This window comes from Dactylosporangium cerinum, assembly GCF_042653625.1.
GTDB lineage: Bacteria > Actinomycetota > Actinomycetes > Mycobacteriales > Micromonosporaceae > Dactylosporangium > Dactylosporangium cerinum.
In genome coordinates this window covers 636511-651160 of record NZ_JBHSIU010000130.1, presented here as the reverse complement: position 1 = coordinate 651160, position 14650 = coordinate 636511, and the positions used below count along the sequence as shown (strand labels likewise).

Below are 14650 nucleotides of genomic sequence, written 5' to 3'. Positions count from 1 at the left end.
CCTCTCCTATTTGCACTTCGAGTGCACTAATCTTCGCCGACATGGATCGGTTCATCTCGTTCGACGGCGCCGGCATCGCGTACCAGGTGTGGGGCGGGCCCTCCCCGTTACCGCCGGTGGTGCTGCATCACGGGTTCGTGGTCGACGCCACCACCAACTTCGTCGCCCCCGGCGTGGTGGCCGCCCTGGTCGCGGCCGGCCGGCGGGTGATCGCACCGGACGCACGCGGGCACGGCGCCTCCGACAAGCCGCACGACCCCGACCGGTACGGCGAGGCCGTCATGGCCCGCGACCTGGCCGGCCTCCTCGACACCCTGGGCCTGGACACGGTCGACCTGGTCGGGTACTCGATGGGCGCGGTGGTGGCCGCCGTCTTCGCCTCGACCGACGACCGGGTGCGGCGGCTGGTGCTGTCCGGGGTCGGCGCGGGGGTCGTCGAGCTCGGCGGCCTGGACACCCGCGCGATGCCCCCCGCAGAGGTCGCCGCGGTGCTGCTCACCTCGTCGGAGGCGGCGATCGAGGCGTCGCCGGCCGCACCGTTCCGCCGGCTCGCCGATGCCGTCGGTGCCGACCGGGCCGCCCTGGCGGCGCAGGTGCACGCGGCGCACCGGACCCCGATCGCCCTGGACCGGATCACCGCGCCCACGCTCGTCCTCACCGGGCAGGACGACCCCCTCGCCGCCCGTCCCGAGGTCCTCGCCGGCGCGATCCCCGGCGCACGGTGGCGCGTGGTGAGCGGCGACCACCTGACCGCGCTGCGCTCCCCCGCGTACACCCCGGCGCTGGTGGAGTTTCTCACTGGCTGAACCGGCGCAGTTCGCGCCGGGCGAGGGAGCGGCGGTGCACCTCGTCCGGCCCGTCGGCGATGCGGATCGTGCGGGCCCGCGACCACAGCGCCGCGAGGGGCGTGTCCTGGCTGACCCCGGCGGCGCCGTGCGCCTGGATCGCCCTGTCGAGGATCCATTCCACTGTGGACGGCACGGCTATCTTGATCGCCTGGATCTCGGTGTGGGCGCCCTGGTTGCCCACGGTGTCCATCAGCCATGCGGTCTTGAGCACCAGCAGCCGGGCCTGCTCGATGCGCACCCGCGACCCGGCGATCCAGTCCTGCACGACGCCCTGCTCGGCGAGGGGCCGGCCGAACGCGACCCGGGCCGTCACCCGCCGGCACATGAGCTCCAGGGCCCGTTCCGCCATCCCGATCAGCCGCATGCAGTGGTGGATGCGGCCCGGACCGAGCCGCGCCTGCGCGATCGCGAACCCGTCGCCCTCACCGCCGATGAGGTGCTCCGCCGGGACCCGCACGTCGGCGAACTCGATCTCGGCGTGCCCGCCGTGGTCGCCGTCGTCGTAGCCGAAGCTGTGCAGGCCACGCACGACGGTCACGCCGGGGGTGTCGCGCGGCACCAGCACCATGCTCTGCTGCCGGTGCCGCGGGCCGCCCGGATCGGACCTGCCCATCACGACGAAGATCTCGCAGCGCGGGCTCATCCCGCCGGTGGCGAACCATTTCCGGCCGTTGATGACGTACTGGTCGCCGTCACGCTCGATGCGGGTGGCAATGTTGGTGGCGTCCGACGAGGCGACCTCGGGCTCCGTCATGCAGAACGCCGAGCGGATCCGCCCGTCCAGCAACGGTTTCAGCCACCGGTCCTGCTGCCACGGGGTGCCGAACCCGGCGAGGAGCTCCATGTTGCCGGTGTCGGGGGCGGCGCAGTTGAGCGCGGCCGGGGCGATGGACGGGCTGCGCCCCATGATCTCCGCCAGGGGTGCGTACTGCAGGTTCGTGAGGCCCGCGCCGTGCTCGCCGGTCAGGAACAGGTTCCACAGGCCGAGCTCCCGCGCCGCCCGTTGCAGGGCGCCGAGGTCCGGTTGGTGTTCGGCCGGGTACACGTGCTCGTCCATGAACGCGAGGAGCCGCCGGCGGTACCCCTCGGTCACCGCGTCGAAGGCGAAGTCCATCACAGCCGTCCCTGGTCGATCTTCTGCTGGAGCCGGTTCATGCCGTTGAGCCACCGGTCCGGGTCCTCGGCGCGGCGGGTGTAGTAGGTCGCGACCTCCGGATGCGGCAGGATCAGGAACCGGTCGCCGGCGAGTCCGTCCACGACGTGGTCCGCGACCTGCTCCGGGGTGAGCGCGGTGCGGTCGAGCAGGCCGCGGCTCGGCCCGTTGCCCTGCTCGAGCATCGGCGTGCGCACCCCCTGCGGGCACACGGCCTGCACGATGATGCCGCGGTGCGCGTAGGTGACCCGCAGCCACTCGGCGTAGGCATACGCGGCGTGCTTGGTGACCGCGTACGGCGCCTTGCCCAGCAGGGTCAGCATGCCGGCCGCGGAGACCGTCGCCAGGAACCGGCCGTGGCCCTTGGCGAGCCACCGCGGCAGCAGCGCCCGGGACGCGTACACGTGCGCCATGACGTTGACCTGCCAGGCCTGCTGCCACATCGCGTCGGGTGCGGTCGCGTCGCCGCCGGGCGCGACCCCGGCGTTGGCGCAGAACAGGTCCAGCGCGCCGAGCTTGTCCCAGGTGAAGTCGACGAGCCGGTCGACCTCGTCCGGGTCGGCGACGTCGCCGGAGAAGGCGAGGCCGTCGATCTCGTAGGCGACCCGGCGGGCCGCGTCGGCGTTGCGGTCGTTGACGACGACCTGGGCGCCGAGCCCGGCGAAGCGGCGGGCCAGGGCCGCGCCGATCCCCGAGCCGCCGCCGGTGATGACGACCGCGGCGCCGTTGAGCTGCAGCGCGTTCGCCGTCATCCGGGCCGCCGGGCGAGCGTGATGCCGCCGTCGACGACGAGGGTCTGCCCGGTGATCCAGCTCGCCTCGTCGGAGGCCAGGAACGCCGCCGCGCCGGCCACGTCGTTCGGCACGCCGAGACGCCGCATCGGGTACTGCGCGGCGGCCTCCTCCTCGCGGCCCTCGTACAGGGCGGCCGCGAAGCGGGTCTTCACCACCGCCGGTGCGACCGCGTTGACCCGCACCGCCGGCGCCAGCTCGACCGCGAGGCAGGACGTGAGGTGGTTGAGCGCGGCCTTGGTCACGCCGTAGAAGGCGATGCCGGCCGGTGGGTGCACGGCGGACACCGACGAGACGTTGATGACGACCCCGGTGCGCTCCGGTGGTTTCCGGAACACCTCCTGCACCCAGCCGAGCGAGCTCAGCACGTTGACCTCGAAGATCTTGCGGGCGGCGGCGAGGTCGAGCTCCAGCAGCGAGCCGTACACCGGGTTGATGCCGGTGTTGTTGACCAGGATGTCGGGCGGGCCGAACAGGTCCGCCGTCTGCCGCACGGCCTCGGCGCGGTGGTCCGGGTCGTCGGCGCGGCCGGCCACGGCGACGGCGTTGACCGGCCCGCCGAGGGCGCCGACCGCCTCGGCCAGGGCGTCGGGCTTGCGGGCGGTGACGCAGACCTTGGCGCCCTCCTCGACGAACCGCCGGGCGATGGCGAAGCCGATGCCGCGGCTCGCACCGGTGACCACGGCGACCCGACCGGCGAGCCGTCCTTCCTGCACGCTCATGCCCCACTCCTCGCACGACGGCTGTGTATATGCACTTGGAGTGTATGTTTTTCGGGGCGGGCGTCAACTGGCAAGCTGGGCCGGTGCGCGTGCTCTTCGCCAGCCTCGGCTCCGTCGGCCACACCTATCCGCTGATCCCCCTGGCGATCGCCGCCCGCGACGCCGGGCACGAGGTGCACTGGGCCGCCGGCGAGGAGGTCCACCCGCCCCTCGCCACGCTCGGGCTGCGACCGTTCCGGCCCGCGGACGCCTTCTACGAGATCTACGCCGAGGACCTGGCACCCGAGCTGGACCGGCTGCGGCCCGACCTGGTCGTGCACGAGTGGGGGCTGCCGGGGGCCGCCGTCGCCGCGGCGCGGGCCGGCATCCCGGGCATCTGGCACGGCTTCGGCCGCATGATCCCGCCCGGGATCGGCCTGCAGCTGCCGTCATCGGTCGACGGTGCGGCCGGCCGGCCGCACCTGGACATCTGCCCGCCGTCGTTGCAGGACAAGGACTTCCTGGCGACCGGCGACCGGATCGAGCTTCGTCCCGTGCCGTTCTCCTTCCCCGCCGGCACCGCCGCCGTCCGGGGTTCACGCCCGCTGGTGTACCTGACGCTGGGCACCGCGTTCGGCACCGCCGCACTGCTCACCACCGCGATCAAGGGACTGGCCCGGCTCAACGTGACCGTGGTCGTCGCCGCCGGGCGGGTGCCGCCGGAGGAGATCGGTGCGGTCCCGGCCGGCATGACGGTCTCGCCGTGGGTGCCGCAGGCGCAGCTGCTCCCGCACGCCGACGTCGTGGTGCACCACGGCGGCAGCGGCACCACCCTCGGCGCGCTCGCCGCCGGCGTGCCGCAGCTGTTCCTGCCGCAGGGCGCCGACCAGTTCGCCAACGCCGACGCGGTCACGGCCGCCGGCGCCGGGCTCCAGCTGGGCTCCGCCTACGTGACCGCCGACGCCGTCGCCTCGCAGGTCCGGGCGCTGCTGGCCTGGGACGGACCCCGCGACGCGGCCCGCGCGGTCGCCGCCGAGATCGCCGGCATGCCCGCGCCGGACGAGGTGGCCCGCCGGCTGCCTGACTACGCCTGAACGCTGTGGCATACTGCTGCGGACCCGATCCTGAAAGCGAGGTGACCGCCATGGCCCGCACCTGTGACCGCCCGGGCGTCACCTCCCGCCACTGAGGCGGTCGCTCACGCCTGGGCCTTCGTGACCAGCGACCTGAGCTTGTGAAAGGGATCGACCCATGCAGCTTCTGAACAGTGCGCTCGCCCTCGTCCAGCAGCACTACATCTTCCCGGAGACGGCGGCCGAGGTGGTCGCCACGGTCGCGGCCCGCGCCGCCGCCGGGGACTACGACGACCTCGACGACGAGACCCTCGCGGCCCGCGTCACCGAGGTGTTCCTCGCCACCAGCGGCGACAAGCACCTGCGCCTGCTCGTGCGCTCGCCCGACCACCGCACCGCCACCACGGAGGAGGAGGCCGAGGCGGCCTGGGCCGAGACGCAGCGGCTCGGCAACCACCACATCGCCGCCGTCCAGCGCCTCGACGGCAACATCGGCTACATCGACCTGCGCGGCGTCGCCTCCCCCGGCGACGGCGGCACCGCGATCGCCGCAGCGATGGAGCTCGTCACCCACACCGGTGCGCTGATCTTCGACCTGCGCCGCAACCGGGGCGGCGACCCGGAGGGCGTCCAGCTGTGGAACAGCTACCTGTTCCCGGACTCCGACACCCACCTCAACGACATCTACGACGGCGGGACCAGGTCCACCCGGCAGTTCTGGACCCTGGCACACCTGCCGGGCCGCCGCTACCTGGACCGGCCGGTATACGTGCTGACCAGCTCGTTCACGTTCTCCGGCGGCGAGGAGTTCGCCTACAACCTCAAGGCGCTGGGCCGGGCCACCCTGATCGGCGAGGTGACCCGCGGCGGCGCCCACCCCACCCGCCGCTTCCCGGTCTCGGCGACCCTGGAGGTCGCGGTGCCCAACGCCCGCTCGATCAACCCCGTCACCGGCACCAACTGGGAGGGCACCGGCGTCGTCCCGGACGTCGCCACGCCCGCCGAGGAGGCGCTGCGGGTGGCGTACCGCGGGGCGCTGCAGCACGTGCTGTCCACCGCCACCTCACACGCCGTCCTGGCCGAGGCACAGGAGGCCCTGACCGCGGCGGGGTAACCGCGGTTTTCTCATCGAACTCTTATCCACGCGGAGCGGCCCTCTTAGGTGCGGGACCGATGCTGACGGTGCCGGCCTCCATCCCCCCGGCACCGGAGGACCACTGATGAGCGACACGAAGCCACTCCCGGACGACCCGGACCCGACCGTCGCCGCCCCGGCGACACCGGACCCGGCGCCCGCCGACCCGACTCCCGGCGAGCCCGTCTGGGCGGCGGAGCCGGCCCCGCAACCCGCTGTCTCCGCAGCTCCGGCCGGGCCGGGACCGCAGCGCCCGGCGGGTGGGCGGCTGCGGGACTCGCGGGTCCGGGTCCCGCTGCTGGTCGGCCTGGCCACGCTGGTGCTCGGCTGCTGCCTGGGCGCCGGCCTGGTCGCCGCCGGCGTCGCGGTGTTCGGCGACGGCCACCGCGGCGACGTGCGCCGCGGCGACGACCGCGGCCGCGTCACCCGTGACGACCGCGGCCCCCGCGGCCCGGTGGGCCGGGACGGCGACGGCCGCAACCGGCTGCGCCCTGGCCAGCCAGGCCAGCCCGGACAGCCCCAGCCCACCCCCGCCCGTCCGACGCAGGCCACGCCGACCCCGTCGGCGTCCTGACCCTTCGTTGACCTTGGAGACTTTGACACGTCAGGGCGTGCCAAAGTCTCCAAGGTCGACTAGCGGCGGTTGAACCTCCGGTCCAGGGCCGGATCGCGATCATCGAGGGACGGAAGGTAGGACGGTGCCGCCGCGGTCAGCGCCGCCGGCGCGGGCACGCCCGCCCAGCGCTGCAGTGCCGCGGTCGCCGTCGCCGCCTCCGGCGCGGTCAGCCGGCTGATGTTGGCGCCGTGGTTCCAGCCCGCGGCCGTGTAGGTCAGCGAGTCCTTCGTGCCGGGACCGAGGCGGAACGGTTCGGCGCCCCACGGGTCGTTCTGGCCGTACACGAACAGCAGCCGCCGCCCGAGGAGCTTCACCCAGGCGTCGACGTCGAGCATCGTCAGGGGCTGGAAGCGCGGCACGATCTCGCCCGGGATGTAGGACTGGGCCCGGTCCTGGCCCCGGTAGTGCTGCAGGCCGGCCAGGTGCGGCAGGCTCACGTCCGGGTAGCCCAGCTGGTAGGAGGCCTGGAAGTAGTACGGGATGTAGGGGCTCACGCCCTGGTCGGTGTTGGAGTCGAGGCCGTAGATGAGGTCCAGCCACGCCCAGATGTCGTCGCTGGACGCGGTCGCCGGCGGCACGTCCACGCAGTCGCTCTCCAGGCTGTACTGCCAGAACGCCCACGTCGTGCCGTTCACCATGAACTCGAACGCCTTGTCGGCGCTGCCGATGACGCTGAACGTGCGCGCGTTGGCCGCCGCCCAGTCCTGATACCGGGCGACCAGCTCGGTCCGCCGGCGCAGCGCCTCGACCTGGACGGCGTCGAGGGCCGCCCGGCACTGCGCGGTGCCGACCTTGGTGAAGAACCGGTCGTAGGCGGAGTCCTCGCCGTTGATGACGTCCTGCGGCGCGACGTAGGCGACGGTGCCGTCGACGTCGTCCGGGTAGAACCGCTGGTGGTAGATCGAGGTCATGCCGCCCTTGCTCGCCCCGGTCGAGATCCACTTCTGGGCGTAGATCGGCTTGAGCGCGGCGACGATGCGGTGGTGGTCGGTGGCGGCCTGCCAGATCGTGAGCTTCGACCAGTCCGCGGGTTCGGGCCGCGACGGGGTGAAGAACCGCTGCTCGACGGAGAGCTGGTTGCCGTCGATGAGGCGGGTCGGCTCGGACCGGAACGCGTAGGCCGGCACGTTGTAGCCGGTGGTGTGCAGCACCGTCGGCCGGTCGGTGCCCCGGTGCAGGACGGTGAACCGCTGCTGGAAGGTGCCGGCCGAGGGGCGCAGGTGGTCGACCGGCTGGGTGATGCTCAGGACGAAGAACCGGTAGGGCGCGGCGACCGGCTGCTCCTCCAGGACGGTCACGCCCGGCGCCGCCTCGAGCTGGTCGCGGATGTCGGTCGCGGCGGCCGCCGGGCTGCCGACCCCGACGGCACCGGCCAGCCCGAGCAGCAACGCCATCGACAACAGCGCACGTCTCACCCGTGTCATACCGTGACTCCCATCGACGATTTCGAGTACATCGATGCACGCTATCGGGAGTCCGGCCCCTTCCCGCCCTCGTCGGCGCCCTCGCATGTCTGGTAGTTCTACGGATCCAACGCCCGTGGGGCGGCGCTGATGATGAGCGCCATGACCACACACACCACGCGGCGCGTCGCGCTGCTGACCACGCTCGTCGCCGCCGCCGGACTCCTCGCCGGGTCGCCCGCGGCCGCGCAGATGGAGGTGACCTGCTCGCTGAACGCGGCGGCGGTGCGGGTCTGCGCCTCGCCGGAGGACGTCCGGGCCGGGCGGGTGCAGGAACGCTTCCCGCTGCACGAGATCTTCCACGCCGACGGCACGAAGGTCGGTGAGATCTACGTGGCGCGCAAGCCGGGCGCCGCGATCTACGTGGAGCACTGGGTGATGTACCCGGGCTACGAGTACCCGGACCGGATCCGCCCGGCCGCGGTGCAGCGGTTCCGCAGCGAGCAGGACTTCCTGGACCATGTCGCGTTCGGCGCCGGTTACCGGTACGTGCGGTGGGACGTGGTGGAGCAGGGCACGATCCCCGGCCGGCGCTGACCGGTGCGTGCCGGGGCCACCGCGCGGCGGCCCCGGCACGGGTTGTTACGGGATGACGATGTTCACGGTCAGCGTGCGGTTGTTCCGGACGTCGTACGTGGTGGCGTGCGCCAGGTCGGCGCCGCCGAGCCAGCCGGTGCGGCCGTCGTTCGTGCGGTAGGAGATCTTCACCTGCTGCGGCGCGATGTTGGCGATGGTGTAGGTCGCCGGCGGCTGGCCCTCGGGCGTGATGCCGCCGGCGAACTGGACCGCCTCACCGCTCACCGGGTCGTGGGCGACCACGAACGCGTCGAGCGGCTGGCCGGACGCGTCGCGGATGATGCCGGTCAGGGTGCCGCCGCCGGTGCGCAGCTTGATGTTGGCGGTGACCGTCTTGCCGGCCTTCACCGTGACCGGCGTCGCCGTGCGGCGGTTCACCGCGTTGCCGGACCAGCGCCACTGGTACCCGTAGGCGACGAACTCCACCGGCCATGCGTACGGCCCGACGCCGGGGATGCTGTACGTGCCGTCGGTGCCGGCGGTGGCTGGGCAGTCACCGGAGCCGTTGACGCCCTCCGAGATGGCGGCGACCCACACGCAGGCGTAGGGGACCGGAGCGCCGGTGGCGACGTCGGTGACCGTGCCCTTGATCGTGCCGGCCTTGTCGAAGCGGATCTTCGGCGCGGTGATCTGGTCACCGGCCGCGACCGCGAACTGCAGCGCCCCCTCGCGGTTGCCGGTGCCGCCCGCCGCGCCGAGCCACTGGAGTCCCAGCGCGTCACTGCGCGGTTTGGCGAGCAGCTGGTAGGTGCCCGGCTCCAGCGGGCCGACCACGACCGAACCCGGCACGGGACCTGGCGTCCAGTCCGAGCAGAAGCCGTAGGGGGTGTACTGGTAGTCGGCGTTGAGCCGCGCGACGCTGACGCAGCCCTCGGCGGCGGCACCGCCGTCCCGGGCAACCATCGTCGCGGTGATCGTCGCACCCGGGCGCAGCGCCACGTCGACGGTCACGGTCTGCCCGGCGGCAACCACCGCGGGACCGGCGCGGGTGCCGAGGTGGCGGTGGTCGTCGATGGTGATGTCGAGCAGGTACGAGCCGACGAAGACGTCGGTCAGCAACAGCTCGGTGCCGGTGGCGCAGCCGCCGAAGCCGGAGGCCGTGAACGCCCAGGCGCAGAAGTCCGACAGCGGTGCGCCGGTGACGGCGTCGTGCGCGATCAGCCGGATCGTGCCCGTCGGCAGGAACGCCTCGTCGACGGTGGTCAGCTGCCCGTCGGTGACGGCGAAGCTGTCCGCGGCGTCGGGGTCGAGCTTGCCGTGCGCATACTGCGGCACCCCGTGGGGGCCGTAGAACCCCACGGTGTAGTTGCCGAGCAGCAGGTCGCCGAACCGGTAGCGGCCGTCCGCGTCGGTGGTCGCCGTGCCCCAGCTGCCGTTGACGCCCGGCTGGCTGGTGGTGACCTGGACGTTGCCGGCGGGGGTGCCGTCGGCGTTGGTCAGCCTGCCCCCGAGCGACCCGGTCGGCAGGACCGTCTCGTCGACCTGCACCGGCTGCCCGGCGGTCACCACGACCGGCGTCGCGGTCTCGAAGGACTGCTGCCCGCCGGTCCACTGGTCGAACGCGTTGCGGACCCGGAAGTTCAGCTTGTAGGAGCCGACCGGAAGCTCCGTGGTGAACGAGCCGTCGGACTGCACGTTCACGTAGGTGACGGAGAGCTGCGCGTCGGCCTGGTAGACGGTGAGCGACGCCTGGGCCGGGGTGCCGTCGCGGTTGAGCAGCCGGCCCTGGATCGTGCCGGTCGGCAGCAGCTGGTCGTCGACGACCACCGTGGCTCCCGCGCCCACGGTGATGTGATCGGCGTCCGAGAAGGACAGCTTCTGGTGTGCCCACTGGGCGAAGCCGCCGCCGGCCGCCCGGAAGCTGACGACGTATTCGCCGTCGGGCAGGTTCGGCAGGGTGTAGGAGCCGTCCGCGCCGGTGTAGGCCGAGGCGGTGGCGCCCATGTCCGGCTTCTGCGTCCAGACGAAGGCGTTGGCGGCGGGGTTGCCGCTCGCGTCGGTCAGGTGACCGGTGATGGTGCCGACGCCGGCTGCGGACGCCGGCGTGGCGGCGAGGGTGACGGCCACCGCGGTGGCTGCGAGGGTGGTGGCCGTCACCGCTGCGAACGTGACGGTGCGGCCGAGGACATTGCTGCGCATGCGCCCTCCAGGAGGGTTGGGGTGGCGGGGAACCCCGGGCACGAGGCAGCTCACCGCCGCACTCCATCGGAGTCCCCGTTCGGCGTTGCGTGCGCATCGTGTCACGGACGCTTCCGTTGCGCTGCCCCGTATCGGCGGTGTAAGGCAGGGACGCGGGCCGATGCCCCGGGCCGGTCAGATCCCGGGGTGGCGCACGGCCTGCCGCCGGTCGGGCCCCAGCAGTCGTCAGGACGCACCCGATCGCGGCATCACCAGCCGCGGCCCTCGTCCCGGCGGGCGGCGGCGGCCTGCTCCTTCTGCCGGGCGCGGAGGCGCTTGTACTGCTCGCGCGCCTCCGGCTGCCAGCCCTGGATGGCGCCCTCCACGGTGGCCGGACCGAAGATCTTGAAGAAGAACTCGCCGAACCGGTCCTTCTTCTGGCCGCTGGCCCGTCGGAACATCGCGCACATCCTTGGTGGTCCAATAGTTGGTGTACAAAGTATCAGCGTACACTGGTGCCGTGGACACCGCACCCCCCGACGATCCCCTCGCCCTGGAGCGCCAGGTGTGCTTCGCCCTGGCCGTCGCCTCGCGCAACGTCATCGCGCTCTACCGGCCGCTGCTGGAGCCGATGGGCCTGACCCACCCGCAGTATCTGGTGATGCTGGCACTGTGGCAGCGGGCACCACTGTCGGTGAAGGAGCTCAGCGGCCTGCTCCAGCTCGACCCGGGCACGCTGTCGCCGCTGCTCAAACGCCTCGAGTCGGCGGGCCTGATCAGCCGCCGGCGGGCCCGCGACGACGAGCGGGTCCTCGCGGTCACGCTGACCCCGCAGGGCCAGGATCTGCGGCGGCAGGCGGAGCTGATCCCGGCGGCCGTGTTCGCCGAGCTGGGCATGCCGATGGACGAGCTGCTCCAGTTGCACGCCGCGCTGACCAGGGTCATCGAGGTCACCCAGAAGGCCGGGCCGGACGCACTCTGAGGTGTGCCCGGCCCGGCCCGGCCGGCCGGGGGCTACCGGCCGCCCATGCCACCGCCCGCCGGTGCCTGGCCGGCGGTGACCGTCACCGCGAGGGTCGCCGAGCCGAGCGTGCCGCCCTGGGCGAGGCCGCCCGTGCTCGTGCCGCTCGCCGAACCACCCGTGTAGACCTTGTACTGGCTGCCGGCCGTGATCGCCGACGACGAGTACACGATGTTCTGGATCGCCTTGGACGTCACGAACGTGGCGACCACCTTCCCGTCGCCGCCGACGATCTGGACGGTGCTGCCGGCGGCGACGGTGCCGGTGAAGGTCGCCGACAGCCAGCCCTGCGCCGAGTCGGTGCCCGGGGCGACCACCATGCCGGAGCTGCCGGCGGCGACGAGCGTGCCGCCGCTGACGGTGAAGCTGCCGTTGACGTCGAGGGCGCCGTTGCCGCGCTGGGTGGGGCCGTTGACCACGACGGTGCCGCCGGTCATCGAGGCGGTGCCGTTGGAGTCGAAGCCGTCGCCGCCCGCGTCGATGACCAGGGTCCCGCCGGTGATCGTGGCGGTGAAGTCCCCGACGGTCTCGCCGCCGCCACCGCCGAAGCCCCGCCCGCCGCCGCCCTGACCCGGCTGCCCACCGCCCTGCGCGGTCGTGCCGTTGGAGGAGCCGGCGGTGGCGCTGCCGCCGGCGGCGTTGAGGCCGTCGTCGCTGGACACGACGTGGACGTCACCGCCGTTGACGGTGATGTGCGCGGACTCGAGGCCCTCGTAGGACGTGCTGACGTTCACCGTTCCTTTGTCGATGACCAGGGCGGTCTCGCCGTGCACGCCGTCGCCGCCGGCGGCGAGGGTGAGCGCGGTGCCGTCGAGGTGCACGGCCCCGTCGCTGTGGACCGCGTCGTCGGCGGCGTCGACCGTCGCGGTGCCGCCCTCCAGGACGCTGATCACGCCGGACTTGAGGCCCTTGACCGACGTGTCGCCGGCCTTGGTGCCGCTGCCACCGCCGGCGCTGACGGTCATCGTGCCGCCGGTGACCACCAGGTCGGTGACCGCGTCAGCGCCGTCCCCGCCGGCCTTGACGGTGACCGTACCCCCGCTGACCGCGATGAATCCGGCGTCTGCCTTCTCCGCGTTGTCGGCCTTCAGCCCGTCGCCGCCGGCCGTGACGCTGATCGTGCCGCCGGTGACGACGAGGTAGTCCTTGCCGCGGATGCCGTCGTCGACCGCGTCGACGGTGATCGCGCCGCCGGCGATGACGAGCCCGTCCTTGCCGGTGATGGCGTCGTTGCCGAGGCCGTGCACGGTCAGCTTGCCGTTCCCGGCGATGGTGAGGTCCGCGGCGCTGTAGAGGGCGGCGTTGACGTCCGCGTCCGCGGCATACGAGCGGGTGTCCGACAGGGTGTTGCTGCTGCCGCCGGCGAGGATGACGACGACCTGCTCCGCCTCCGTCGCCGCGATCGCCGCGCCGGTGGAATTGCTGATCGTCGCGCCGTCGAGGACGAGCTGCACGGTGGCGTCGCCGGCGACGACCAGGATCTGGCCGTCGGCGAGTGTCCCGGTGATCCGGTACGTGCCACCGGCGGTGATCGTGATCTTCGAGCCGTCGACGGTGACGCCCTTGCCGGCGGTCGCCGACGAGCCGGTGAGGGTGATCGCGACCGCGTCGGACGCGCTCCAGGTGGTGTCGGACTCGTGGACGGCGGTGTCGGCGGCCAGGACGGCGGCGGCGCTCTGGGTGGCGTCGGCGGTCGCCGCGGCGGTCGCGGCGCTGGTGGTCGACGCGGTGCTCGATGACGAGCCGGAGGACGAGCAGCCGGCGAGCGCGGCGGTGGCGAGGACGACGGACGTGATGGCGGCGACGGCGCGGGAACGGATGCGCATCTCAGAACTCCCTGTTGGAGGGGGCGGACGGGAAGTGCCGGCGCAGCGTCGACCGCCAGCGGTTCGCGGGGAGGTCCGGCCGCAGCGCGGCGAGACCGGTGCCGTACTTCGACACGGAGCAGGGCCGGTGGCCGAGGGACCACAGCAGCCGGTCGGCCTCGCAGGCACCGCCCGCGGCCTTGGTCTCGACGATCACCCGGTCCGGCACCCGCAGCGTGGTGCCGTCGTCGAGGTGCCAGGACAGCGCGGCGTCGACCGTGACGCGGCCACCGCTGGCGGGCAGGTAGAGGGTCGTGCGCTCGTACCGGGTGATCAGCACCGGCCGGAGCAGTTCCGGGTCCCACGGGACGTGGATGCTGTCCAGCGCGCCGGCACTGAGGTGATCGATGCCGCCGCGGTACTGGACGCGCTCCTTCACGGTGGTGCCGCGCGGGCCGCGGGTCTTCACCTCGACGTAGCGACCGCCGGTGTCCAGGTAGGTGCGGACCCGCACCTTGCACCGGCGGCGCCGGCGGTGCGCGGCGGCGAGGTAGCTGTCCAGGCCGGGCGTGTCGAAGTAGTCGGACCGGTAGCCGAACCGGCGACGGCCGTCGATGTCGAGGACCCGGGCGGCGCCGGCCAGCCCGTGCAGCACCCGTGGGAGCCGGTCGGCGGGCAGGAGGTACTTGCGGTCGACCCGGGTCAGCAGTGCGGCCTGCGCCACGAGTTCGTCGAGGCCGATGGGTTCGAGCCCGGCCGTCATACCGGGACCCGCTCGATGCTCGGTCCCAGGGGTGCCCGGAGGCCGGTGCCGAGCACGTAGCGGACCTCGACCAGCGTCGTGTCGTTGACCAGGTCGACGTGGCGGATGCTCAGGTTGACCACCTTGCCGCCGAGCCGCGTCTCCAGGTGCGCCCGCAGCGCCGCCTCGTCCGTGTGCGCGGCGTCCAGCTGCATGGTCTGCTGCCGGTACCGGCCGAACAGCCGCGGGTGGTCGGCGACGAAGAGCCCGCCGGTGACGAGCGCCATCAGCCCGACGGTCAGCCAGCCGACGGTGGGGCTGAGCCCGCTGAGCAGGCCGAGCGCGAGCGCCGCGAAGTAGTACGCGATCTCGTGCTGGGCGATCTCGTTGGACCGCAGCCGGATGATCGACAGCACGCCGAACAGGCCGAGGCCGAGACCCGCCCCGACGGAGGAGGAGCCGAGCACCATCGAGGTGGCGAGCACGCCCAGGTTCACCCCGAGGAACGCGACGACCAGGTCCCGCCGGTGGTGGCGGGGGAAGTACACCCCGAAGGTCAAAACGGCGATGGCGACCAGGTCGACACCGATGATCATCAACTCGTCCAC

The 14650-nt window shown here is 73.0% G+C and carries 15 protein-coding genes; 6 read left to right on the top strand and 9 right to left on the bottom strand.

Going from position 1 to position 14650, the window contains the following annotated elements; all coding sequences use genetic code 11:
* Positions 1-41: 41 nt before the first annotated feature.
* Positions 42-806 carry an alpha/beta fold hydrolase gene (locus tag ACFPIJ_RS60900; RefSeq protein ID WP_380128713.1) on the top strand — a complete coding sequence of 255 codons (765 nt, stop codon included), beginning with the start codon at positions 42-44 and terminating at the stop codon, positions 804-806.
* Here the strand turns inward: ACFPIJ_RS60900 and ACFPIJ_RS60895 are convergent.
* Genes ACFPIJ_RS60895 through ACFPIJ_RS60885 form a run of 3 tightly spaced genes read right to left on the bottom strand, consistent with a single transcriptional unit; the run spans position 796 to position 3514 of the window.
* Entirely contained in the window at positions 796-1962 is a 1167-nt protein-coding gene (locus ACFPIJ_RS60895; protein ID WP_380128712.1) for an acyl-CoA dehydrogenase family protein, read from the bottom strand. The genes ACFPIJ_RS60900 and ACFPIJ_RS60895 overlap by 11 nt on opposite strands.
* Positions 1962-2738, bottom strand: a complete 777-nt coding sequence (locus ACFPIJ_RS60890; RefSeq protein ID WP_460494904.1) for an SDR family NAD(P)-dependent oxidoreductase — start codon at positions 2736-2738, stop codon at positions 1962-1964. The genes ACFPIJ_RS60895 and ACFPIJ_RS60890 overlap by 1 nt, the downstream gene beginning before the upstream one ends.
* Positions 2739-2749: 11 nt before the next feature.
* The gene (locus ACFPIJ_RS60885) at positions 2750-3514 is read right to left on the bottom strand and encodes an SDR family oxidoreductase (RefSeq protein ID WP_380128709.1); all 765 of its coding nucleotides are present in this window, start codon (positions 3512-3514) and stop codon (positions 2750-2752) included.
* Between the two features lie 83 nt (positions 3515-3597).
* On the opposite strand from ACFPIJ_RS60885, the gene ACFPIJ_RS60880 reads away from it, so the two are divergent.
* The 3 genes from ACFPIJ_RS60880 (at position 3598) to ACFPIJ_RS60870 (ending at position 6275) form a co-directional block, all read left to right on the top strand.
* On the top strand, positions 3598-4587 hold the full coding sequence (locus ACFPIJ_RS60880) for a glycosyltransferase (RefSeq protein ID WP_380128708.1): 990 nt from the start codon (positions 3598-3600) through the stop codon (positions 4585-4587).
* A gap of 157 nt (positions 4588-4744) precedes the next feature.
* On the top strand, positions 4745-5680 hold the full coding sequence (locus tag ACFPIJ_RS60875) for a S41 family peptidase (protein ID WP_380128706.1): 936 nt from the start codon (positions 4745-4747) through the stop codon (positions 5678-5680).
* 106 nt (positions 5681-5786) lie between these two features.
* Positions 5787-6275 (top strand): hypothetical protein, encoded by a 489-nt coding sequence (locus tag ACFPIJ_RS60870; protein ID WP_380128705.1) that lies wholly within the window; start codon positions 5787-5789, stop codon positions 6273-6275.
* A gap of 59 nt (positions 6276-6334) precedes the next feature.
* On the opposite strand, the gene ACFPIJ_RS60865 is transcribed toward ACFPIJ_RS60870, so the two are convergent.
* Entirely contained in the window at positions 6335-7741 is a 1407-nt protein-coding gene (locus tag ACFPIJ_RS60865) for a S28 family serine protease (protein WP_380128704.1), read from the bottom strand.
* Between the two features lie 141 nt (positions 7742-7882).
* Between ACFPIJ_RS60865 and ACFPIJ_RS60860 the strand changes: the two genes are divergently transcribed.
* Positions 7883-8317, top strand: coding sequence for a hypothetical protein (locus ACFPIJ_RS60860; protein WP_380128703.1), 435 nt, complete (start codon positions 7883-7885; stop codon positions 8315-8317).
* A 45-nt stretch (positions 8318-8362) separates the two neighbouring features.
* Here ACFPIJ_RS60860 and ACFPIJ_RS60855 read toward each other — a convergent pair whose 3' ends face one another.
* Entirely contained in the window at positions 8363-10495 is a 2133-nt protein-coding gene (locus ACFPIJ_RS60855) for a carboxypeptidase regulatory-like domain-containing protein (RefSeq protein ID WP_380128702.1), read from the bottom strand.
* 248 nt (positions 10496-10743) lie between these two features.
* Positions 10744-10935, bottom strand: a complete 192-nt coding sequence (locus tag ACFPIJ_RS60850) for a hypothetical protein (protein WP_380128701.1) — start codon at positions 10933-10935, stop codon at positions 10744-10746.
* Between the two features lie 59 nt (positions 10936-10994).
* On the opposite strand from ACFPIJ_RS60850, the gene ACFPIJ_RS60845 reads away from it, so the two are divergent.
* A complete protein-coding gene (locus ACFPIJ_RS60845; protein WP_380128700.1) occupies positions 10995-11456 on the top strand; it encodes a MarR family winged helix-turn-helix transcriptional regulator in 462 nt (153 codons plus the stop codon).
* A gap of 32 nt (positions 11457-11488) precedes the next feature.
* Here ACFPIJ_RS60845 and ACFPIJ_RS60840 read toward each other — a convergent pair whose 3' ends face one another.
* From ACFPIJ_RS60840 to ACFPIJ_RS60830, 3 genes are read right to left on the bottom strand one after another with little or no spacing between them, the layout of a single operon-like run.
* On the bottom strand, positions 11489-13321 hold the full coding sequence (locus ACFPIJ_RS60840) for a carbohydrate-binding domain-containing protein (RefSeq protein WP_380128699.1): 1833 nt from the start codon (positions 13319-13321) through the stop codon (positions 11489-11491).
* Position 13322: 1 nt separating this feature from the next.
* The gene (locus ACFPIJ_RS60835) at positions 13323-14063 is read right to left on the bottom strand and encodes a polyphosphate polymerase domain-containing protein (protein WP_380128698.1); all 741 of its coding nucleotides are present in this window, start codon (positions 14061-14063) and stop codon (positions 13323-13325) included.
* Entirely contained in the window at positions 14060-14650 is a 591-nt protein-coding gene (locus ACFPIJ_RS60830; RefSeq protein WP_380128697.1) for a DUF4956 domain-containing protein, read from the bottom strand. The genes ACFPIJ_RS60835 and ACFPIJ_RS60830 overlap by 4 nt, the downstream gene beginning before the upstream one ends.